Origin of the sequence: Variovorax paradoxus (assembly GCF_030811855.1) — a bacterium.
GTDB classification, from domain to species: domain Bacteria; phylum Pseudomonadota; class Gammaproteobacteria; order Burkholderiales; family Burkholderiaceae_C; genus Variovorax; species Variovorax paradoxus_L.
In genome coordinates this window covers 224,450-244,754 of sequence record NZ_JAUSRN010000006.1, presented here as the reverse complement: position 1 = coordinate 244,754, position 20,305 = coordinate 224,450, and the positions used below count along the sequence as shown (strand labels likewise).

Here is a 20,305-nt window from a genome sequence, read left to right as displayed (position 1 = left end):
CTATCCGCTCCTGACCAGCGCCTGCAGCGCCTCGACCGACAACAGGTCGATGCGCCCATAGCCGATCGAAATCACCTCGTCGCGCGCGAGCGCGTTGAGCTCTTTGGAGAGCGTCTGCCGGGTGATGCCGAGCATCATGGCCAGCGCCTCCTGCGGCAGCATAAGCGTACGGCGCAGGTGTACCGACTGCGTGGCGTCGCCCCGGGCCAGCACCAACAGCCGGTGCGCCACGCGCGCGCGCAGGCTACGCAGCGTGGCATCTTCGGTCAGGCCATAGAGCATGCGCACCCTTGCCGCCAGCATCGCGGCGATCGCGTTCGCGAAGACCACGTCGCGCATCTGGTGCGCAAAGGCCTCGGGCGGCACCACGAGCAGGTCGAGCGATTCCAGCGCGGTGGCGTCGTGCGTGCGCGGCGAGCCGTCGATGAGCGTGATTTCGCCAAACCAGTTGCCGGGCTCGAGCACCGCAAGGATCGCTTCGCGCCCGTCCTGCCGCAGCGATGAGATTTTGATGGTGCCGGCCGCCAGGCCATAGAAGCCCCCGCCGGCCGCATGCACCGGATCGCCTTGGCGAAACACCATGGCGCGGCGCCGCAGATGAATCAACTCGGCGGCGCCGATCAGTGCTTCGCGCTGCGCCCGCGGCATGCTCGTGAACCACGGATTGCGCTCCATCGCGGCGCGATGCGGTGCGGACAAACGCTGCTTGGGAGCGGCCATACGGGAGAAATTGCCTCGAAGAGGCCTTGGGGCGGGGTTTACCAGAGCCTTGCATTGTCAAATTCACGACAGTTGAACGTCAAGCACAGGTCTACAGTGGCCGGCATTCCCCAAGAACATGGAGACGACACGATGAGCGAACGGGCAAGTTTCAAGAGCATGCAGGAGAGCACGCGCGAAGACTGGCAACTGATCGGCGGCGAGTTCAGGCAATTTGCGGGCGGCCTGCCCGCGCGGGTCATCAAGCACCTGCAGATCCTCGAAGGCGACTACGGCGGCTTTCCGGTCGACCGATACACCCATTCGCTGCAGACCGCGACGCGCGCACTGCGCGACGGCCGGGACGAGGAGTACGTGGTGTGCGCGCTCTTGCACGACATTGGCGACACGCTCGGCAGCTTCAACCATCCCGACATTGCCGCGGCCATTCTCAAGCCCTTCGTGAGCGAGGCCAATCACTGGATGGTGCAGCACCACGGCATCTTCCAGGGCCACTACTTCTTCCATCACATCGGCCTGGACAAGGACATGCGCGACAACTTCAAGAGCCATCCGCACTACGAGCGCACGGCTGAGTTCTGCGCGCTGTACGACAACCCTGCCTTCGACCCGAAGGCCGAGACGCTGCCCATCAGCGAATTCGAACCCATGCTGCAACGCCTGATGGCACAGCCGAAGCAGAGCATCTACAAGGCCGCGATGAAAGAGCCGGCGGCTGCCTGAAGACCCACTAGGAACCACCCACCATGAACGCAGCCTCCCAACCCGAAATCCAGAAGCTCGTGTCCGCCGAAGAATGGCAGCTGCGCGTCGACCTTGCCGCCTGCTATCGCCTGGTGGCGCTTTACGGCTGGGGCGACCTGGTGTTCACGCACATCAGCGCGCGCATCCCCGGGCCCGAGCACCACTTCCTCATCAACCCTTACGGGCTCATGTTCGACGAGATCACCGCGTCGAGCCTGGTCAAGGTCGACCAGCAGTGCAACAAGATCATCGAATCGCCCTACCCCGTGAACCCGGCCGGCTTCGTGATCCACAGCGCAGTGCACGCCGCGCGCGAAGACATCCAGTGCGTGCTGCACACCCACACCAAGGCCGGCATTGCCGTGAGCGCGCAGAAAAATGGCGTGCTGCCGATCAGCCAGCAATCGACCTTCGTGCTGGCTTCGCTCGCCTACCACGACTATGAAGGCGTGGCCTTCCGCGACGACGAAAAGCCGCGCCTGCAGGCCGACATGGGCAGCGCCAATTTCCTCATGCTGCGCAACCACGGCCTGCTCACCTGCGGCAAGACCATTGCAGACGCCTTCCTTTCGATGTACACCTTCGAGAACACCTGCCAGATCCAGATTGCGGCCCAGTCGGGCGGCGGCGAACTCACGCATGTGAACCCGAAGATCGTCGAAGGCGTGGGCCAGGCCATGAAGGTGCAGACCGGCGGCCTTGGCGGGCAGTTCGTCTGGCCGTCGCTGATCCGCAAGCTCGACCGCATCGACGACAGCTACAAGCAATAACGCCAACCCCGGTTTGTACGGCTGCCAGCGCCTGCGCGACAGGTGCCGGCAGCTTTTTTTTTGAACAATGCATGCGTGCATGAATGAGGCAAACGCGCCACGAGTGCAGCCATTGCTGAACCGGATGTAACAGTGCCAAGGCCCGTCCGGGCGGGTCCGACTCGCTTTGGCGCGACAATGGCGGGCCATGCACGTCCGTATTCCCGCCATGGCGGCCCTGCTGGGCCTGGCCTCTTGTCTCTTCTCCCCCGCTTCCCACGCCGCCCCGGCCACCGCCGAGGATGCACTGGGTGCTGACGCCCGTATCGATTCGCTCATCGCGCGCATGACAGTCGAGGAGAAAGTGGGCCAGCTCAGCCTCTACGGCCCCGCCGACACCAACATTCCCGGTAATCCGCAGGCCGCCCAGCGCAACGGGCAGCAGGAGATCGATGACGTGCGCGCAGGCCGCGTCACCGGCCTGTTCAACAATCAAGGACTCGAGCGCAAGCGCGTGCTGCAAGAGGTGGCCGTGCGCGAATCTCGCCTGGGCATTCCGCTGCTCTACGGCGCCGACGTGATCCACGGCTTTCGCACCATCTTCCCCATGCCGCTGGCGGAAGCCGCAAGCTGGGAGCCCGCGCTGGCCGAGCGCACCGCGCGCGCGGCGGCGGTGGAGGCCAGCGCCGATGGCTTTCGCTGGACGTTCGCGCCAATGGTGGACATCGCGCGCGATGCGCGCTGGGGCCGCGGCATCGAAGGCGCGGGCGAAGACGTGTACCTGGCCAACCTTTTCGCGGCGGCGCGCGTGCGCGGCTTCCAGGGCAGCGACCTCTCGCGCGGCGACGCCCTGCTGGCCACGCCCAAGCACTTCGCGGCCTATGGTGCCGCGGAGGGCGGACTCGACTACGCGGCCACCGACATCTCCGAGCGCACGCTGCGCCAGGTGTACCTGCCGCCGTTCCGCGCGGCGCTGGACGCGGGCGCTCTGTCGATCATGAGCGCGTTCAACGAGATTTCGGGCATTCCGTCGATTGCCAACCCGGCGTTGCTGACGGGCGTGCTGCGCGACGAATGGAAGTTCAAGGGCTTCGTGGTTTCCGACTACACCGCCGACGAGGAACTGATTGCGCACGGCTACGCGGCCAACGGACGGGAGGCGGCCAGGCAGTCGTTCCTGGCCGGTACCGATGTCAGCATGCAGAGCGGCCTGTACATGCGCCACCTGCCCGAGCTCGTGGCGTCGGGCGAAGTGCCGATGGCGCGCCTGGACGATGCGGTGCGCCGCGTGCTGTGGGTCAAGCAGAAGCTCGGCCTGTTCGATCAGCCTCTTCGAGGGCTCGATGCCGCACCGGCCCAGGCCCGCACCGAGAACCCGGAGTACATCGGGCTCGCTCGCGAAGATGCGCGCCGCGCCATCGTGATGCTGAAGAACGAGCGCGCGGTGCTGCCGCTGCCCAGGTCCGGCAAGAAGATCGCGCTGATCGGCCCCTTTGCTTCGGGCACGCAGGACCTGCTCGGCGCGTGGAGCCTGTTCCCCGGCCAGTCGGCTCCCGTCGGCATCGAAGACGGCTTGCGCGCCGCGCTGCGCGACCCTGCGGCGCTGGCGGTAGTGCGCGGCTCGAACATCGACACGCCGCTGCCCGGCGGCATCGATGCCGCGGTGACGGCCGCGCGCGATGCCGACGTGGTGGTGCTCGCCATCGGCGAAGGCCAGCTCATGTCCGGCGAGGCCCGTTCACGCACCGACATCGGCATTCCACAGGCCCAGCAGGACTTGGCTGAAGCGGTAGCCGCCACCGGCAAGCCCGTGGTCGTGCTGCTGAGCAACGGCCGCGCCATGGCGCTCAGGGGTGCGGTGCGCAATGCCGACGCCATCCTTGTCACCTGGTTTCTGGGCGTGCAGACTGGCACCGCCATCGCGGACGTCGTGTTCGGCGACTTCAATCCTTCGGGTCGGCTGCCGGTGAGCTTTCCGCAGGCGTCGGGCCAGGTGCCCTTCTACTACGGCCAGAAGCGCACCGGCCGGCCGCTGCCTGACAACGACCAGGCGATGGCGTTCAAGACCCGCTATGTGGATACCACGAACCAGGCGCTCTATCCCTTCGGATACGGCATCGGCTATGCACCGGTGCGCTACGACGGCGTGGAGACGAGCCAAGACCGGCTGCCCCTGGGCGGTACGCTGCGCGTGCGAGCCACCGTCACCAACACCGGGCAACGCGAGGCCGAGGAAGTGGTGCAGCTCTATGTTGCCGAACGCGCCGCAAGCGTGACGCGACCGGTGCGCGAACTCAAGAACTTCCGCAAGGTGCGCATCGAACCCGGCGCATCGAAGGTGGTCGAGTTCACGCTCGGTTCCGAAGACCTGCAGTTCATCGGCCGCGACATGAAGCCGACGGTCGAACCCGGTGAGTTCGACCTATGGGTCGCGCCTTCGGCCACCGGCGGGCTGCGAAAAAGTTTTGCGCTCACGCGGGAGTGACGTCACATGACCACCACACCCGTACCCATAGACCAGCGCTTGGACCTCATTTCCGAGACGGACATCGAGACCTACTGGTTTCAGCAGACCGGCACCGTCTCGGCAACAATGGGCGAACGGAACGGGCCTGTATGCGCGCCGGTTTTTCAGTACAGCGTACTGTCCAACGACAGCATCGAGATTGCCGACAGCGAGCGCGTCATCGCCATCTGGACACGCATCGAAGTCGACGGCGATGTGCTACGCGCCGAATGCAACGGGCAGACCAAGACTTTCCGCATCGGCTGACGGGACGACTGTCTCAACGAGGAACGGGCCCCGAGGGCCCGCTTCATCACCAGAGAACGATCGGCTTACAGGCCAGCTTGGCGCGTGAACGACACGGCGGGCTTCTTGTAGGCTTGCGGCACTTCGTCGCGGTAGAACGCGCGACGGTCGAGGCTGGCGAGCGGATCGTGCGCCTTGGCAACGGCTTCGGCCTGGATCACCGAGCGGTCGGCGGTCGAGCTGAAGGCTTGTGCGCCGGCGCTGGCGCCATCGCTGTATTCGTTGCCGGCGCGTGCGGCTGCAACGGCTTGCGGAGCCACTTCGGCGCGCGAGACGCCGGAGTTCACGCTTTGCACGCCTTCATAGGTTTCTGCGTGTGCACCGGCGGCGGCCAGGAGCGAGAGAGCAGCGGCAGCGAGGATCTTCGAGGCATTCATTTCAATCTCCTAATGGGTTGGTTGGTGAGATGAAGTTTGAGCCCGAAGTCCCATGAAAAAACGCCGCAAAATGAATCACGGCGTTCACGGGATTGAAACAATCGAGCGCCACGACCCCGTCGTGCCGCCCCTGTCTCGATGGCATTGAGGGCAGGCTTGCGGATAGGCCACGTTCAAAACAAAGGGCCGGCAGCATTACGCTGTCCGGCCCTTCGACTGTCTTCTTTTTGCCTACCGCTTCGTCGCCGGCGTTGCAGGCACAGCAGGTATCGTCGTGTTGGTGTCCGACTTGGAAGCCGGCACCGCAGGCGTCGCCGGCGTTGCAGACATCGTCGACGATGAAGATTGTGAAGATTGCGGCGATGGCGTTGCCGGTGTCGCAGGCGTGGCCGGCGTTGCAGGCGATGTGGCCGTGGCTGGCGTTGCAGGCGTAGCAGGTGTGGCCGGCGTTGCAGCATTGGCCGAGGCGTTGGATCCGCTGGTCGCGCCCGCGCCGTTGCCGTTCGCACCTGCTGCTGCGCCTGCGCCGGCACTGCCGCCGCCGCTGCCGCTACCGCCACCACCCGAGCCTCCACCGCCGCCTCCACCTCCCCCGCCGCCACCCGCAGCCAAGGCAAGGGGTGCAACGCAGGCGCCCATGAGGACCGCCACCAGGGTCGGTGCAATACGCTGTTTCAGCTTCATCGAATTCTCCTTGTTGATGTTTCGACAAGGTGCAACCTAGTCGAGGGAGAAAACCGTCCTTGTAGTCCAAAGTCATCACGGCAGGCCGGCCTTGACGGTCGGAAGCGATGGCGCTATGCAATGGATAGCGGGGCAGCCTTGCTCGATAGGGCCGCGGGGACTATGGCCATCTGCTGTCCGTACAGGGCGAGCCCTGCTATTTCATGCCGTGAGGCAGATGAACAGTGAATGCCGTGCCTTCTGCCGCCGACGACGTCACCGTGATGGTGCCGCCGTGGCCCGTCACGATCTCCCGCGCAATGTAGAGGCCGAGTCCGAGGCTCGTGGCGGGCCGCTCGTGCGGCGCCGATTCGCGGGTCGCAACCTGCACCAGCGGGTTGAAGATCACCTGCATCGCGTCGGGAGGAATTGGCCGTCCCCGGTTCTTGACGACCAGGGTCGCATGCGCCTCTTCGTGCCTGATCAACAGCACCACGGGATAGGTGGGATCGCCGTGCTGCACGGCATTGCTCAGCAGATTCGTCAGGACCTGGCGCATTCGGGCCGCATCGAACATCAGGACCACGTCGCCTGGCAGATCGGCAACCAGTGCCCGTTGCGGGTACGCCGCGCACACCTCGTCGAAGGCCTCCTGGCACAGGGCGCCCAGGTTGCCTTCCTGCGGAACCACCTCGATGCCGCGGCCGAGCCGGGTACGCGTGTACTCGAGCAGGTCGGTCACCATGTCGTTGATCGACGCAATGCTTCGCTTGGCGATTTGGAGCGTCCGTTCCTTGGGCTTGGCATCACCTGTCAGCCCGAGAAGTTGAATGCAGGAACTGAGCGCGCTCAGGGGGTTTCGCAGGTCGTGCCCCAGCACGGCCAGGAAGGTGTCCCTCGAATTGGCGACATGGTCGGAATACGTGGCCATGGCCTCTGCAAGGCCCTGGTCGATGCCTTCGTTGAAGCGCACCACTTCTTCGAGCACCGCGGCGTCGACCGTGCCCACCTTCGCCATCCACAATCGAAGAACCGTGGCCCGCAGCGCGCGATATTCCGCGCCCAGTTGGGACAGATCGAAGCCCACCCGCTGGCGCAAGCCTCCATGTTCGGCGGCAAAGGTCTCTTTTGCGAACGGTATCGCGAGCCCCTTGGATTTGGCTTCGCGCTCCTTTTCGGATTGCGTGGACTCCATTTCGCTTGCAATGGCCAGCAGGATTTCATGCGCATGGTCCCGGAGCTCGACGACGGACATGGTCTCCGCCGGCGGGATCATCGTTCGTGCAAAGGATTCCCACTCGACAAGAATGGGTTCGATGTTGTCTTTGATGAATTGGCTCAGGCGCATGCTGGCCGAGTATGCGCCCTTGTAGGACAAGAGGCGGTCCGGCGAACAGCGCCGGCCAGCCGGAAGCGACGGAAGAAGGGGTACTCGGCGAAGCGTATCCTGAGGCTCCTCGTTCCGGAATACACCCCATGACTGAACAGCCGCTTTCCGGGACGAACCCCGTCGCCCCGCCCTTCTTCCACGAAGCCTCGGGCACGGTGCGCTTCTGGGTGCAGATCGATGGCCACCCCATGGGTGCGAGCATTGGCCGGGAGGTTCTGCACTACCGCTACCACTCCAATGCCCAGGACGATGATCCGCTCGAAACTTACACCCAGCACGTGGAGCAAATGGAAGCGGCCGTGCGCCGCCGGGTTGCACAGGGCTCCGTCGAGCCGGTGATGCTGCGCGAAAACGATCTACCCCGCAGTTGATTTCGCCCATGCATCTCGCGTCAACCAGGCGCCGCTTGCCAACGTCACGCCGACCACTGCACTGGTAACGGCCATCAGGTCGGGGCCCGTCAGTGGCTCGGAGAGCCACCACCATCCGCCCCATGCGGAAAAGACGGGAGCCAGTCCCCCGAATGCCGACGCTTGAGGTGCGCCAAGTCGCGAAACGGCAGCACTGAAGACCCACAGGCCGAGCAGTCCGGCAATCACGCCTTGCATCAGTGCCTGCCACAGGATGTCGCGCACGGGCGCATCGAAAAGACCCGTTTCACCTCGCCACAGCAACCACGGAATGAGGAGGATGGCCGACCACGCATTGACGACCGCCGCTCCTTGCCAGCCGCTCAGGCCGGTCCGCCTGAAGGAAAGCGTGAACCCGGCCCACAGCGCGGCCGCGAGAAGAAAGAGCAGATCGCCCCGCCACGCGCCGGCATCGATACCGCGAAAACTTCCTGCGCCCAGAACGGCCATGCCCGCGGCGAGAAATGCCAACCCCCACGCGCGCGAACGGTCCGGACGGTCTTTCCACAGCATCCAGGCGAACCCCGTCGCAAAAAGCGGAGATGCGCCCGCCATGAACACGCCCATGTGCGCCGATGGGGCAAACCTTGTTCCCGTCATTGCGACGAGCCCGAACGGCAGCCCCGCGCCGAGGATCATTCCCAACAGCCAGCGCAAGGGCACCCCGCGAGGCAGCAGCCCCACCCGCAGCCACACAGGCGCGAGAACGATGGCCGGTATGGCATAGCGCAGGATGGTCAAGTCGGCCGGCGCAATCGTTGTGATCGTCGAATGGCGCGTGGCCACCTGCCAGGCGCCCCCGATGAGCGCCGAGGCAACACCGGCGGCAAGACCGATCGAAATTCGAAAATTGACCAACTGCGTGCTCCCGCTGAAAACGAAGCACGCAGTGTTTGATCAATGCAGGCGGGGCGCTTCCAGATTCGTGCGCATCTGGCTCGGTGCCATGCCGAAGGCGCGCCTGAATGCCACCGTGAAGTGCGCGTGGCTTGCAAAGCCCAGTTCAAGGGCGAGCGCGCTGATGCTTCTTTCGCCTTCGCGCAGGCGATCGAGCGCAAGCGTCATCCGCAGCTGATTGCGAAAACCGTGCAGGCTCATCCCCGTGTGCAGGCGAAACCGGCGCGCCAGATGAAACGCCGAACAGTGCACCGCCCTGGCAATGTCGTCGAGGGTGTCGCTGCGCTCCGGCGCAGCGGCAATGTAGTCGCGCGCGCGTTCGACCGCACGGTGGATCGTCGATGGGCCCAGCCGCTCCGTCGGCCGCATGCTTTGAACCAACCCGAGAAGGCGCTCCTGCAACTCCAGCGCGTCGATGGCCTGTGCCGCATTCGCTTGCAGGCATTGGTGCAGCATTACCCGGCCGCTCAGGGGCAGATAGGACCTGCCCGCCGGCTCCAAGATTTCGGTGAGCGTGAGCACGACACTCCTTTGGCCTCCCGTCGGACGCTTCAGCTGATAGTGATCGTCGGGCGACAGCCACAACGCGGCGGCCGGATCGCATACGAAAGCGTTCGCGCCAAGGCGGCATTCGAAGCGCTGGGTCAACGGTAGCAACAGGCGAGGCCCTTGCACTCGATAGGGTGCGCTCCAGCTTGGCTCGGCCGCATCCAGCGTGGCCAGATGGCAGCCGATGGATTCACTTTCGAATAGGACACTGCGAAGATAGGTCATGGAGCCCACCAGGAGCGATCAGCGAACGGTCGGTTGCCCCGATTCTGGCAGCCAAGCGCCACATTCGTACTTACCCCAAAAATGATGAAGGCTGATTGACAGCCTCGCTGCCTACGATGGATACAAACCCCTCAGGAGACACCATGAAGACCCAGCCTTTCTCATTGCATCGCCTGACCCGCCGCGCCGCCCTGCTGGCCGCCGCGGCCGCACTTGCCGGATGCGGCAGCCTCGGCAGCCCGCCGCGCGCCGGCGGCGACATCCACGTGATGACCTCGGGTGGTTTCACCGCCGCGTACAACGACCTGCGCCCCGGCTTCGAGCGCAGCAGTGGCCGCACGGTCAAGACCGCCTATGGCGCTTCGATGGGCAATGCGGAGGATTCGATTCCGAGCCGCCTGTCGCGCAACGAGCCGGCCGACGTGGTGATCCTCGCGCGGCCGGCGCTCGACGCGCTGGTGACAGAGGGCAAGGTGGTGCCGGGAAGCCAGGTCGACCTGGTCAAGTCGTCGATCGGCTTTGCGGTGCGCAAGGGCGCGCCCAAGCCCGACATTTCAACGGTCGATGCGCTCAAGCGCACGCTTTTGGCTGCGCCTTCCATCGCCTACTCGGCCAGCGCCAGCGGCACGTATTACGAGACCGAGCTGCTCAAGAAACTCGGCATCGAAGACCAGGTCAAGCCCAAGAGCAAGCGCATCCTGAGCGAACGCGTGGGCACGGTGGTGGCGCGCGGCGACGCGGCGCTGGGGTTGCAACAGGTCAGCGAACTGCTGCCGATCGAAGGCATCGACTACATCGGCCCGCTGCCCGCCGAGGTGCAGCGCGTGACGGTGTTCTCGGCCGGCATTGCCACGGCCTCCAAGCAGCCCGATGCGGCGCGCCAGCTGATCCGCTATCTCAACTCGCCCGAGGCCGCGCCGACCATCTCAAAGACCGGTCTCGAGCCGCTGACGGCACGTTGATGCGCTGATGCGCTGATGCGGCCGGTCAGTAAACTGGCGCCCATCCTCTTTTGAAACGATGGACGCCATGACCCAGCCACAGCCCATTGCCCCCGCCCTCGTCTCCACCTTCGCGCCCGGCGGCACGCTGCGCGCGTCGATCAACCTCGGCAACCCGATCCTCGCGAACAAGGATGCGGCCACGGGCGAGCCGGTGGGCGTGTCGATCGACCTTGCGCGCGAGTTCGCGCGCCGGCTCGGCGTAGGCATCGAGCTCGTGGTGTTCGAGAAGGCGGCGGCATCGGTCGACGCGGTCAGGAACGAGAAGGCCGACATCGGCTTCTTCGCCATCGACCCGGCACGCAGCGAGGGCTTGCGCTTCACCGCGCCCTATGTGCTGATCGAAGGCAGCTACCTCGTGCGCGAGGCTTCGCAGCTCACGGACAACGCGCAGGTCGACCTTGCGGGCCATCGCATCTCGGTCGGCGCGGGCAGCGCCTACGACCTGTTCCTCACGCGCGAAATCCGGCAGGCCGAGATCGTTCGCCTCCAGGGCGCAGCTGCGGCACTGGCGGCGCTGCGTTCGGGCCAGGTCGAGGTGGCCGCCGGCATTCGCCAGATGCTCGAAGGCGAAGCCCAGCGCGAGCCGGGTGTGCGTGTGCTGCCCGGCCGCTTCATGGTGATCCAGCAGGCCATGGGCACGCCGGCCAGCCGCGGCGCCGAGGCACAGGCACTGCTCGCGGCCTTCGTCGAGGAGATGAAGGCCAGCGGCTTCGTGGCCGATGCGCTCGAACGCCACGGCATCGAGGGCGCGATCGTCGCGCCCGCGGCCTAAGCGGCGCGTTTACCGCTTCGCAAGCCGCTCACAGCTTGTGGACCTCGACGGGTCCTTGCGAATAGAACAGGAAGTAGCCGGTTCCGGTGCTGAAGTCGTTCTTCTTCCAGCCCGGCGGCACCTTGAACACGCCGAGCTGCCCGCTCGCCACGCCGACGAAGGCGGTGTTCCCGGTGTCGGTGGTGATACGGCGCCAGGCTTCGCGCGTGACGGGCTCCATCTGCATCTTGGGTTCGCTCCACTCGGCGGTGCGCACCTTGTCGCGCATGATGTAGCGGCCGTCCTGCCGCTCAATCTTGACCAGCTCTTTCAGGACACCGTTCTTCTTCACGGCATACACGCCGACCAGTTCCGCTTCGGGCCCGCCACTCGGCCCGCATGCGGTCAACAACAGCAGCGCCGACGCGCCGGCCACCAGATAGTTGAATGCTTTTTTCATGGAGGCTGCCCTTCAGCGCTTTTGGTTCTCGCGCAGCTTCAGGCTGCCCTGGTAGCGCAGTGCGTGCGGATAGTCTTCCTTGCCGCCCGCGTCCTGCGCCAGCGTCATCTTCTGCTGGCTGGCCTCGGTCTTGGCAACAAGCGTGGACGGCAGGTTGACGATGTTCTTGATCTGGTCGTACTGCGCCTGCGTGATCCGGCCTACCGACAGCAGGCGGAACGCGTCCCGCTCGATGTTGAGCAGCAGCGGCTTGTTGTCGGCAAAGTTCTGCGCCTTGGCCAGCAGGTCGCTCCACGACTGGGTGCTGTAGTTGCTCACGTAGTAGTCCTGCCCGGTCGGCCCGGCCAGCACCGCGGTGCAGCCCGGAAGATCCAGTTGCGTGGTGCTGCTCGCCATCACGAAGGTCTTGCGCTGCTCCATCGCGTCGCCGTAGGCCAGCGTCACGGGAATGGTCCATGAAGACGCCGGATAGACGTTCTGGTTGGGAAACGGCTCCTGGCTGATCGACACGTAAGTGCGGTCCCCCGCGCATTGCGCGTCCACCGTCAGCAGCGGCACGCCGGTCTGCCGGATGAAGCTGTCGCCGATGTCGGTCACCCTCTTGCCGCCGCTCGCCTTCTCGAGCGAACTCCACAGCCGCGACGGCGTAACGTTGCCGAAGGCATAGTCTCTCAGGTAGATCTGCAGGCCCTTCTGCATCGCCTCCTCGCCGATGTAGTTCTGGATCATTTCCAGCACGTGGCTGCCCTTGTTGTAGACGAAGATCGAAGGGCTGATGAAGCCGAAGGAGCCCGCGTCGTTGAGGTTGCGCTGCACCGGCACCGCGGTGTTGCGCAGGTCCGCCACCACCACGGTGTGCTTGTCCAGCACGTAGTCGGAGAAGCTGTAGTAGTCGGGGTGGAATTTGATCGTGGTGCGGCGGTCGAACCAGCGCGCGAACGATTCGTTGAGCCACACGTTGTCCCACCAGTCGAGCGTGACCAGGTCACCGAACCACTGGTGCGCAATTTCGTGCGTGACCACCGTCACCGAGTAGAGCGTCGGCGTGTCGCCCGGCTTGGTCAGCACCCGGTCGGCAAACTCGAAGATGGAGCCCCAGTTCTCCATGCCGCCAAAGCCCGTGTTGGGCTTGTTGTCGTAGCTGTCGTTGGCGGCCACGGTGTCGAACTTCTTGAACGGCAGCGGAATGCCGGTGTAGTTGTAGTAGTAGTCCATGGCCACCTTGGTCCACTCCATCGCGAAGGTGGCCCAGGTGGAACGGCCCGGCGGCGTGAACCAGCGTAGCGGCATTTCGCTGCCGTCAAGCGGGCTCTTGAAGGTGTCTGAAAGAATGTCGAACTTGCCGCCGCCAAAGAAGGCGAGGTACATCGGCATCGAAGGCGTCTTCTCGAACGACACCTGCTGGTAGCCGTCGGGCAGCTTGACGGCGGACTTCTGCGCGGCGTTCGACACCGTCTGCCAGTCGCCCGGCACCTCGGCAGAAATCTCGAAGGTGTGGCGAAAGGCCGGCTCGTCCCAGCCCGGGAACCATTGCCGCGCATAGTTGGTTTCGCCCTGCGTCACGATGGCGTCGCTCGTCACGCCCTCGGGCGTGGAAAGTCCCACCTTGAAGACACCTGTAGCCGCAGAGCAGAACGGGTTGCGCGCCATTTCCTCGGGCGGGCAGTACTCCGCATCGGAGAACTGGATCTTGCCGTCCCACTCCATGTGCAAGAGGTACTTGCCCTTGGCAATTTGCCCGTCGCTGAGCCGCAGCTGAACGAAGTCGCCCAGCGTCTGCGGCGTGGGTATCAACGCAATCGCCTCGGAGGGGTTCGACAGTTTGCGCAAGGTGGTTCGGCCATTGGCAAACTTCAGGTTGTGCGCGGCAACGACGATCGCATCGACCGGCTTGAGTACTTCGATCTCCACGTCCCCTCGCCCCACGAAGGTCTTGAGTTCCGCATCGGGTCGGAACCACAGCTTGTAGTTGATGGGCCAGACGGTGTCGGGCAGTTCCATCGGCTTCGCGGACCGGTCGATCTGCGCCACGGCCGCGTCGGGTGCGAGCGCCGGTCCGTCGTCGGGCGCCTTGGGCGACGCGGAACTGTCCGCCGCGAGCGAGGGCGCCTTCAGCGCGCTGCCTCCCAGGGAAGAGTCGCCGCCGCCTCCTCCACCACCGCAAGCCACGAGAGTGGCAAGAGTCACGGCGGTGATGGCCAGATGATTGACGGCCGGCTTGACAAATTTCTTCATGATGATGAACGCCTCTTGGTAAAGACAGGCGCCGCCGCGCATGCACCGGCGGATAGCCGGCAATGCGCGAACGCGCGCAATGATGGGATGAACGACACATCGGCAGGCAGCGCCGCGCCCTCCCGGCGAACGAGGCGTTCGTCAGGAAAGACACGCGCTATCCACACGATTTTTTCAGCCGGCGCGGCACGAACGCGCCACGCCGAACCACGCCGCGAGCGATGCGGGTGGTCCCAGGATGCGGGGAGTGATCGGTTCCATTCCCGTCGATGCGCGAGGGCGATGGAATGCGGCTGTGCCTGAATGCCTGGACGGTTGGCTTAGCGCAAGCGCGTCAACTCTGCGGATTCAGGCAGAGAGACAACGATTGAAGTAACGATTGAAATAGCGGCCGCAACGGCGAGTTCTCTTGTAGCTGTTCTGAATAGCTTCACGTGCGTTCTCCCTCCTTGGAAGTGCGCACATTTTTAGCTGAGCACAGATGACAGCGTCAACGAAGCACGGAACTTTTCTCTCTCAAAATGTTCGCGCGCCATACGACGAATGGAGTCATCGAATCCACGCGTGCAATGCACTACGAAGATGGTTCTTTGTTCATGCCGCGCGCGGCGTGCGGGGCGAGTACGGCAGGCGCATTCGGTGTGACCGTGCAGCCACACCGAATGCGCGAAGAGCGCCTAGAAGATGTGGCGCATGCCGAATTCGGTGCCGCTGGACGACCGGTTCGGCATGGTGATGGCGCCCGCAAGCGCTTGTGCTGCGCCATTGTGGTTGCTGATGCGCGCGACCGTGGCATACAGTGCGGTGCGCTTCGACAGGTTGTGCACGTAGCCGATCGCCAGCTTCGAGGTGGTCGGCTTCAGCGCCGCGCCGGTGGGCTCGAGCCGGTAGCGCGCATACGAGCCCTTGATCTCGCCTGGGCCAACCGGCAGCTGGAAGCCGACCAGCGCGCCCTTGCCATCGGTGCTTCCCTTCGACTCCGTGTAGAGCTCGCCAGTGAGCTTCAGGCTCATCAGCGAGGGACCGAAGGTATAGGACGCGCCGAGGTTGGTCACGCGAAGGTCCCCGGTCGCGTAGCGCGTCTTGCCGGTGGCCAGTGCGATGTTGAAGCCGCCCTGCAGGTAGCCGAAGCGCAAGCCCACGTGGCTGCCGTCGCGCCGGGTCGACCGCAGCGTGCCCGGCAGCACCGAGTTCGAGTCGTTCTCGCCCATGGCATACATGGCCTGTCCGTAGAACCCGCCCAGGTTGCCCGGCAGGAAGTAGCCGATGCTGTTCGACGCGCGGGTGCCGGTGGGCGCGGGCAGGCCGCCAAGGCCCGAGAAATAGATCTGGTTGGCCCCGATGCCGCCGCCGGTTCCGAAAGGATCAAAGATGGCCGTGTTCCAGAACGCGGGCACGTAGTCACGGCCCAGGCGAATCTCGCCGAACGGTCCTGAAAGGCTCACGGTGGAGCGGCGGTTGAAGCTCAGGATGCCCGCGGTGCCGGCACCGCTCGCCTGGTTGTTGACGTTGGAGCCAAAGCCGGTGCCGTTGTCGTTCTGCAGGCCGGCCTCGAGCCAGAAACCGGCCGCGAGCCCGCCGCCCAGGTCTTCGGTCCCGCGAAAACCGATGCGGCTGAACACGTTGCCGCTGTTGGTCAGCTGCACCTTGTGGCCTGAACCATCGCCGCTGCCGCGCGTGTAGGTGACGGCCGCGTCGACCACGCCGAACAGGGTGACGGAAGATTGGGCCAGCGCTCCGCCAGCCGCGCCGGCCGAGGCCAGCGCGAACAAGTACTTTTTCATGGGGTGTGTCTCTACGCTTTCTTGCTTGGTGGGGAAACTCAGATGTCGAGCACCAGCCGCTCGCCCTTGCAGCGAGAGACGCAGATCATCATGGTCTTGTTGGACGCACGTTCGATCTTGGTGAGGATGCCGTCGTGGTGGTCGATCTCGCCTTCGAGCACCGCCGTTTCGCAGGCGCCGCAGACGCCTTCCTTGCAGCTGTGGTCGGGGTTCAGGCCGGCATCGATCAAGCTGTCGAGAATCGACTTGCCGGGTGGCACCTCGACGCTCCGGCCGCTCTTCGCACATTCGACCACGCAGCCCTGCGTGGCGCTCGGCGCCTCCACGTGCACCGCGGCAAAGCGCTCGATGTGCGCGTTGGCATAACCCAGCTTCTCGCAGCTCTTCTCGAAGGCATCGAGCATTGGCGTGGGACCGCAGCAGTAGTAATGGCTGGTGGTGCCCTTGCCCGCCAGCAGCGCCGCGAGGTCGGGCGGTGCGCCCTTCTCGTCGTCGAAATGCCATGTGAGCTGCAGCGACTTTTCCTTGGCCAGTGCCTCGATGGCATCGCAGAACGCCGCCTCCTTGCGGGTGCGCGCACAGTACAACAGCTCCACCGGCTGGCCGATGGCCACGAGCCGCTGCAGCATGCACCAGATGGGCGTCACGCCAATGCCGCCGGCCACGAGCACCGAGCGGTCGGCGCCCTCTTGTAGCTTGAAGTTGTTGCGCGGCACCGAGATCGGCAGCGTCATGCCCACGCGCAATTGCTGATGCACATAGCGCGAGCCGCCGCGGCTCTTGCGGTCGTTGAGCACACCGACCACGTAGCGCTGGCGGTCGCTGGAAGGGTTGCACAGCGAATAGCTGCGCACCAGCCCGTTGGGCAGATGCAGGTCGATGTGGGAGCCGGCCTCAAAGGCGGGAAAGTCCACGGCGGGCGAAGCCGGGCGGAATTCGACACTGATGATGCCGTCGGCCTCGTAGCGCATGGTGTGCACCAGGGCATTCAGCGTGGGAGAAGACATGGCGATGCTCGCTTCCGGTCAGGCCGTGGTGGCTTCGGCCAGCTGCGCCTGCGCGAGGCCGCGCATGTGGCGGCGCAGGCGGACGATGCCGAGGTCGTGCTGGTACAGGTTCTCGTGCTGGTTGGCGTCGGGCTCCATCTCTTCGAGCATCACGCGGTCCTGCTCGAGCACGTGCCAGTGGCGTGCCTCCAGACGGTTCTTGTAGAGGAAGCGCCAGGTGTCGCGCTCCCAGCCTGGCGCCAGCTTGCGCACGCGCCAGAAGAAGGTGGCCGTCATGCCCTTCACGATCGGCGAGAAAGCGCCGACGATGATGAAGTTGCCGCCGGGGCCGCCGGTCTTCGGGTATGGAATCTCCAGGCGCATCCAGTGAATGCCGGTGTCGGCCCACTCCGTCCAGTCGAAGTTGACGTTGCGCTGGCCTTCCTTCTCGAACACGAAGCCGATGTCGGTCGCGCGGATGCCGAACTTGGCGCTCGAGTCGCCCTCGGCCATCGAATGCGACTGCTTGTGCAGGTAGGTGCCGTGCATCGGGTCCATCACGTTGTCGAGCACGTATCGGTAGTCGCCTTTCCACTCGGTGTAGCAAAGGAAGGACGCGTACTCAGCGTCATCCGTGAGCTGCTCGGGCAGCACCAGCGGCGGCGGCACGTCGACCGATTCCTTCGAGTTGTAGAGAAACACCGCGCCCGCGCGCTCCTGCACATGGAAGTGCCGCGTGGCCTGCGAGCCTTCGAGCTTGCAACCCGGGCTGCCGGGTACGCGCGTGACCACGCCGTCATGGCGCACCTCGACGCCGTGGTACGGGCAGGAGAGCCGGTCGCCCAGCACCACGCCCTGCGACAGCGGTGCACCGCGGTGCGGGCAGCGATCTTCGAGCGCATGCAGCACGCCTTCGCCGTCGCGCCACAGCGCGAGCTTGCGACCCAGGCGGCGCAGCGAGACGGGGTTCTCCTTGATGAAGTGCGAGGGGCAGATCGGGTACCAGAGGTCCTTGAGGCCGATCTCAAGAAGATGATCGACCGGGTCTGCGGCGATGGGGGTGATGGCAATGGTCATGGTGGTCTCTCTCTGTCTGTCTCTGCTCAGGCGCCAAGCAAGGCCATTTCCTTGCCGTACAGCGCCTCGGTCCACGGCTGGCCGCCGGGCGTGGCCAGGCCGCTTTCGTTGAGCCGCTGCACCAGTCCCGCGAGGTCATGGATGCCGTCGCCAAAGGCGCGTTCGATCACGTCGCCGAGCAGGTCTTCGTAGGTGGTCGCGGGGCGCTGGCGCGCCTGGTGCGGTTGGAGATAGCGGTCTTGTTGCATCGTGGGCCTCCGGGGGAGTGAGGGAAATGAATCAGGCGGTGGCCGCGACGGGCGCGCCCAGCGGTACGGCCCAGGCGTCGTAGCCATAGACCCAGTCGGCGTTGCCGCCTTCGCGCAGCCAGTTGTTGCCGCGCGAGCCGAGCTGCACCTGGCTGGCGCGCTCGATGCGGGCCTTCTCGTAGCCTTGCAACGCGTCGGACATGTCGGTCATCGCCACGCCATCGAGATGACGGGCCAGCACCACGGCGTCTTCGATCGCCATGCCGGCGCCTTGCGCCATGAAGGGCAGCATCGGGTGGGCGGCATCGCCGAGCAGCGCCATGCGGCCTTGCGCCCAGGCGGGCATCGGGTCGCGCTCGTACAGCGCGGTCTTGAGCACCGTGTCGCAGGCGTCGAGCAGGGCGCGCGCCTCGGGGTGGTAGTCCACGTACTGCTCGCGCAGCTCGTCGACGCTGCCGGGCGCGGTCCATGATTCGAGGTGCCAGGTGTCCTGCGACGTGGTTGCGAAGATGAAGACGTCCTTGCCGCGGTTGAGCGGGAAGGTGACGATCTGGCTCTGCGGGTTCGGGCCCCACCACTTGGTGAAGGCGCCGAGGTTCGGCACGCCGGCCACGCGCTCGGCAGGCACCACGGCGCGGTAGGCGACGATGCCGGTGAAGCGCGGGCTCTCTGCGCCGAACATGGCAGTGCGCACGCAGGAATGGATGCCATCAGCGCCGAGCAGCGCGCCGACGCGGGCGCTGGTGCCGTCGGTGAAGGAGAGGCTCACGCCCTTCTCGTCCGCAACGATCTTCTCTGCGCGCTTGCCGAGCGCGACGCGCTCGGCGGGGAACATGTCGGCCAGTGCGGCCAGCAGGTCGGCGCGATGGATCGTGAGCTGCGGCGCGCCGTAGCGCTCTTCGGCCGAGTCGGCCATCTCCAGGCGCGAGGTCTCTTCGCCGGTGTCGTAGGTGCGGCTGATGCGGTGCGACGGGCGCGCCGCCGTCACGCGGGCCGCCTCGCCCACGCCAAGGCCGTCGAGCGCGCGCACCGCGTTGGGCGTGAGGTTGATGTCGGCGCCGACGCGGGCGAACTGCTTCGCCTGCTCGAACACGGCCACGTCGTGCCCGGCGCGCCGCAGCGCGATGGCCGCCACCAGGCCGCCGATGCCCGCACCGACGATGCCGATGGTGGATTCGCTTGTCTTCATGGGTGTCTCCCCCCTCTTGTTGTTCGCGGCTCACTCGGCCACGATGTTGCGGGCCTTGATGATCCCGGCCCACACGGCCGTTTCATCACGGATGTGCGCCGCAAATGCGGCCGGCTTCATGGCCGCGTCGGTCATGCCTTGCGCCTTGAGGCGTTCGCGCACGTCGGGTTGGGCCAGCATCTCGGCCGCATCTTTCGCGAGCTGCTCGACCACTGCGGGCGGCGTGCCCTTGGGTGCCAGCAGGCCATACCACGAGGTCACGGCCACGCCCTGAATGCCCTGCTCCGCCAGCGTTGGAATGTCGGGCGCAGCCGGGCTGCGTGCGGCCTCGGTCACGCCCAGTGCAACGAGCTTGCCGTTCTTGATGAAGGGCATGGTCGCGGGCAAGTTGCTGAACATCAGCGGCACCGAGCCGCCGAGCACGTCGTTGAGCGCCGGTGCCGTGCCCTTGTAGGGCACGTGCAGCAGGTCGATGCCAGCCTGCTGCTTGAACAGCTCACCCGCCAGGTGCAGGCCGCTGCCCACGCCCGGTGAGGCATACGACAGCGTGCCGGGCCTGGCCTTGGCCTGCGCCACCAGCTCTTTCGCGCTCTTGATGCCCGAAGACGGCGAGGCCACCAGCACGTTGGGCGCCTTGGCGAGCATGGTGACGGGCACGAAGTCTTTCTGGATGTCGAACGGAAAGTTCGGCATCAGGGTCGGGTTGATCGTGAGGTTGCCCGCGGGCACCACCAGCAGCGTGTGGCCGTCGCCCTTTGCGCGCTTGACCTTGTCGATGCCGATGTTGCCGGCCGCGCCGACGAGGTTTTCGACCACGGCCGCCTGGCCATAGCGCTTGGCGAGTCCGTCGGAGAGCACGCGGGCCAGCGTGTCGACCGGGCCGCCGGGCGGGAACGGCGAGACGATGGTGAAGCGGTCGCTCGACAGCTGCCTCTGTGCATCGCTCTGGGCTTGCGCGGGCGACGCGACGGCAAAGGCTGCCAGCGCGGCGAACAAGAGGGAGAAGGAAAGACGTCGTTGCATGGTGGTGAAAGT

General features: G+C 65.5%; 21 protein-coding genes. 7 read left to right on the top strand and 14 right to left on the bottom strand.

What is annotated here, in order from left to right:
* Positions 1-720 carry a Crp/Fnr family transcriptional regulator gene (locus tag J2X92_RS14190; protein ID WP_307576590.1) on the bottom strand — a complete coding sequence of 240 codons (720 nt, stop codon included), beginning with the start codon at positions 718-720 and terminating at the stop codon, positions 1-3.
* Between the two features lie 132 nt (positions 721-852).
* On the opposite strand from J2X92_RS14190, the gene J2X92_RS14185 reads away from it, so the two are divergent.
* The 4 genes from J2X92_RS14185 (at position 853) to J2X92_RS14170 (ending at position 4,986) form a co-directional block, all read left to right on the top strand.
* The gene (locus tag J2X92_RS14185) at positions 853-1,443 is read left to right on the top strand and encodes an HD domain-containing protein (RefSeq protein ID WP_307576588.1); all 591 of its coding nucleotides are present in this window, start codon (positions 853-855) and stop codon (positions 1,441-1,443) included.
* Between the two features lie 23 nt (positions 1,444-1,466).
* Entirely contained in the window at positions 1,467-2,234 is a 768-nt protein-coding gene (locus tag J2X92_RS14180; RefSeq protein ID WP_307576587.1) for a class II aldolase/adducin family protein, read from the top strand.
* A gap of 187 nt (positions 2,235-2,421) precedes the next feature.
* Positions 2,422-4,698 (top strand): glycoside hydrolase family 3 N-terminal domain-containing protein, encoded by a 2,277-nt coding sequence (locus tag J2X92_RS14175; protein WP_307576586.1) that lies wholly within the window; start codon positions 2,422-2,424, stop codon positions 4,696-4,698.
* Between the two features lie 6 nt (positions 4,699-4,704).
* A complete protein-coding gene (locus J2X92_RS14170) occupies positions 4,705-4,986 on the top strand; it encodes a hypothetical protein (protein WP_307576584.1) in 282 nt (93 codons plus the stop codon).
* 65 nt (positions 4,987-5,051) lie between these two features.
* Here the strand turns inward: J2X92_RS14170 and J2X92_RS14165 are convergent, their stop codons facing one another.
* The 3 genes from J2X92_RS14165 to J2X92_RS14155 all read right to left on the bottom strand — a co-directional run bounded on the left by J2X92_RS14165 (position 5,052) and on the right by J2X92_RS14155 (position 7,443).
* Complete coding sequence (locus J2X92_RS14165; protein ID WP_307576583.1) at positions 5,052-5,402, bottom strand: alpha/beta hydrolase; 351 nt, start codon at positions 5,400-5,402, stop codon at positions 5,052-5,054.
* Positions 5,403-5,633: 231 nt separating this feature from the next.
* Positions 5,634-6,086, bottom strand: a complete 453-nt coding sequence (locus J2X92_RS14160; RefSeq protein ID WP_307576581.1) for a hypothetical protein — start codon at positions 6,084-6,086, stop codon at positions 5,634-5,636.
* Between the two features lie 196 nt (positions 6,087-6,282).
* Entirely contained in the window at positions 6,283-7,443 is a 1,161-nt protein-coding gene (locus J2X92_RS14155; RefSeq protein ID WP_307576579.1) for a sensor histidine kinase, read from the bottom strand.
* Between the two features lie 98 nt (positions 7,444-7,541).
* On the opposite strand from J2X92_RS14155, the gene J2X92_RS14150 reads away from it, so the two are divergent.
* Positions 7,542-7,826, top strand: a complete 285-nt coding sequence (locus tag J2X92_RS14150) for a DUF1488 family protein (protein WP_307576578.1) — start codon at positions 7,542-7,544, stop codon at positions 7,824-7,826.
* Here J2X92_RS14150 and J2X92_RS14145 read toward each other — a convergent pair.
* Both J2X92_RS14145 and J2X92_RS14140 read right to left on the bottom strand, forming a co-directional pair.
* Complete coding sequence (locus tag J2X92_RS14145; protein WP_307576577.1) at positions 7,812-8,651, bottom strand: DMT family transporter; 840 nt, start codon at positions 8,649-8,651, stop codon at positions 7,812-7,814. The two genes, J2X92_RS14150 and J2X92_RS14145, sit on opposite strands and share 15 nt — an antisense overlap.
* Before the next feature lie 111 nt (positions 8,652-8,762).
* Positions 8,763-9,536 (bottom strand): helix-turn-helix transcriptional regulator, encoded by a 774-nt coding sequence (locus J2X92_RS14140; protein WP_307576575.1) that lies wholly within the window; start codon positions 9,534-9,536, stop codon positions 8,763-8,765.
* Between the two features lie 143 nt (positions 9,537-9,679).
* Between J2X92_RS14140 and J2X92_RS14135 the strand changes: the two genes are divergently transcribed.
* Both J2X92_RS14135 and J2X92_RS14130 read left to right on the top strand, forming a co-directional pair.
* On the top strand, positions 9,680-10,498 hold the full coding sequence (locus tag J2X92_RS14135) for a substrate-binding domain-containing protein (RefSeq protein WP_307576574.1): 819 nt from the start codon (positions 9,680-9,682) through the stop codon (positions 10,496-10,498).
* 67 nt (positions 10,499-10,565) lie between these two features.
* A complete protein-coding gene (locus J2X92_RS14130; protein WP_307576572.1) occupies positions 10,566-11,312 on the top strand; it encodes a transporter substrate-binding domain-containing protein in 747 nt (248 codons plus the stop codon).
* A gap of 28 nt (positions 11,313-11,340) precedes the next feature.
* Here the strand turns inward: J2X92_RS14130 and J2X92_RS14125 are convergent, their stop codons facing one another.
* The 8 genes from J2X92_RS14125 to J2X92_RS14090 form a co-directional block, all read right to left on the bottom strand.
* Complete coding sequence (locus tag J2X92_RS14125) at positions 11,341-11,751, bottom strand: hypothetical protein (protein WP_307576571.1); 411 nt, start codon at positions 11,749-11,751, stop codon at positions 11,341-11,343.
* Positions 11,752-11,763: 12 nt separating this feature from the next.
* Positions 11,764-13,986 (bottom strand): M1 family metallopeptidase, encoded by a 2,223-nt coding sequence (locus J2X92_RS14120; RefSeq protein ID WP_307576569.1) that lies wholly within the window; start codon positions 13,984-13,986, stop codon positions 11,764-11,766.
* A gap of 677 nt (positions 13,987-14,663) precedes the next feature.
* The gene (locus tag J2X92_RS14115; protein WP_307576567.1) at positions 14,664-15,770 is read right to left on the bottom strand and encodes a porin; all 1,107 of its coding nucleotides are present in this window, start codon (positions 15,768-15,770) and stop codon (positions 14,664-14,666) included.
* Positions 15,771-15,808: 38 nt separating this feature from the next.
* On the bottom strand, positions 15,809-16,777 hold the full coding sequence (locus J2X92_RS14110; protein ID WP_307576566.1) for a PDR/VanB family oxidoreductase: 969 nt from the start codon (positions 16,775-16,777) through the stop codon (positions 15,809-15,811).
* 18 nt (positions 16,778-16,795) lie between these two features.
* The gene (locus J2X92_RS14105) at positions 16,796-17,833 is read right to left on the bottom strand and encodes an aromatic ring-hydroxylating oxygenase subunit alpha (protein ID WP_307576564.1); all 1,038 of its coding nucleotides are present in this window, start codon (positions 17,831-17,833) and stop codon (positions 16,796-16,798) included.
* A gap of 26 nt (positions 17,834-17,859) precedes the next feature.
* Positions 17,860-18,081 (bottom strand): recombinase-like helix-turn-helix domain-containing protein, encoded by a 222-nt coding sequence (locus J2X92_RS14100; protein ID WP_307576562.1) that lies wholly within the window; start codon positions 18,079-18,081, stop codon positions 17,860-17,862.
* Positions 18,082-18,112: 31 nt separating this feature from the next.
* Complete coding sequence (locus J2X92_RS14095; protein WP_307576561.1) at positions 18,113-19,270, bottom strand: FAD-dependent monooxygenase; 1,158 nt, start codon at positions 19,268-19,270, stop codon at positions 18,113-18,115.
* A gap of 30 nt (positions 19,271-19,300) precedes the next feature.
* A complete protein-coding gene (locus tag J2X92_RS14090) occupies positions 19,301-20,293 on the bottom strand; it encodes a Bug family tripartite tricarboxylate transporter substrate binding protein (protein WP_307576558.1) in 993 nt (330 codons plus the stop codon).
* Positions 20,294-20,305: the final 12 nt, after the last annotated feature.

Excerpts from the sequence above, each read along its gene's own strand:
- J2X92_RS14190 (WP_307576590.1), bottom strand. The coding sequence starts at position 720 with ATGGCCGCTCCCAAGCAGCGTTTGTCCGCACCGCATCGCGCCGCGATG.
- J2X92_RS14185 (WP_307576588.1), top strand. The coding sequence starts at position 853 with ATGAGCGAACGGGCAAGTTTCAAGAGCATGCAGGAGAGCACGCGCGAA.
- J2X92_RS14180 (WP_307576587.1), top strand. The coding sequence starts at position 1,467 with ATGAACGCAGCCTCCCAACCCGAAATCCAGAAGCTCGTGTCCGCCGAA.
- J2X92_RS14175 (WP_307576586.1), top strand. The coding sequence starts at position 2,422 with ATGCACGTCCGTATTCCCGCCATGGCGGCCCTGCTGGGCCTGGCCTCT.
- J2X92_RS14170 (WP_307576584.1), top strand. The coding sequence starts at position 4,705 with ATGACCACCACACCCGTACCCATAGACCAGCGCTTGGACCTCATTTCC.
- J2X92_RS14165 (WP_307576583.1), bottom strand. The coding sequence starts at position 5,402 with ATGAATGCCTCGAAGATCCTCGCTGCCGCTGCTCTCTCGCTCCTGGCC.
- J2X92_RS14160 (WP_307576581.1), bottom strand. The coding sequence starts at position 6,086 with ATGAAGCTGAAACAGCGTATTGCACCGACCCTGGTGGCGGTCCTCATG.
- J2X92_RS14150 (WP_307576578.1), top strand. The coding sequence starts at position 7,542 with ATGACTGAACAGCCGCTTTCCGGGACGAACCCCGTCGCCCCGCCCTTC.
- J2X92_RS14140 (WP_307576575.1), bottom strand. The coding sequence starts at position 9,536 with ATGACCTATCTTCGCAGTGTCCTATTCGAAAGTGAATCCATCGGCTGC.
- J2X92_RS14135 (WP_307576574.1), top strand. The coding sequence starts at position 9,680 with ATGAAGACCCAGCCTTTCTCATTGCATCGCCTGACCCGCCGCGCCGCC.
- J2X92_RS14130 (WP_307576572.1), top strand. The coding sequence starts at position 10,566 with ATGACCCAGCCACAGCCCATTGCCCCCGCCCTCGTCTCCACCTTCGCG.
- J2X92_RS14125 (WP_307576571.1), bottom strand. The coding sequence starts at position 11,751 with ATGAAAAAAGCATTCAACTATCTGGTGGCCGGCGCGTCGGCGCTGCTG.
- J2X92_RS14120 (WP_307576569.1), bottom strand. The coding sequence starts at position 13,986 with ATGAAGAAATTTGTCAAGCCGGCCGTCAATCATCTGGCCATCACCGCC.
- J2X92_RS14115 (WP_307576567.1), bottom strand. The coding sequence starts at position 15,770 with ATGAAAAAGTACTTGTTCGCGCTGGCCTCGGCCGGCGCGGCTGGCGGA.
- J2X92_RS14110 (WP_307576566.1), bottom strand. The coding sequence starts at position 16,777 with ATGTCTTCTCCCACGCTGAATGCCCTGGTGCACACCATGCGCTACGAG.
- J2X92_RS14105 (WP_307576564.1), bottom strand. The coding sequence starts at position 17,833 with ATGACCATTGCCATCACCCCCATCGCCGCAGACCCGGTCGATCATCTT.
- J2X92_RS14100 (WP_307576562.1), bottom strand. The coding sequence starts at position 18,081 with ATGCAACAAGACCGCTATCTCCAACCGCACCAGGCGCGCCAGCGCCCC.
- J2X92_RS14095 (WP_307576561.1), bottom strand. The coding sequence starts at position 19,270 with ATGAAGACAAGCGAATCCACCATCGGCATCGTCGGTGCGGGCATCGGC.
- J2X92_RS14090 (WP_307576558.1), bottom strand. The coding sequence starts at position 20,293 with ATGCAACGACGTCTTTCCTTCTCCCTCTTGTTCGCCGCGCTGGCAGCC.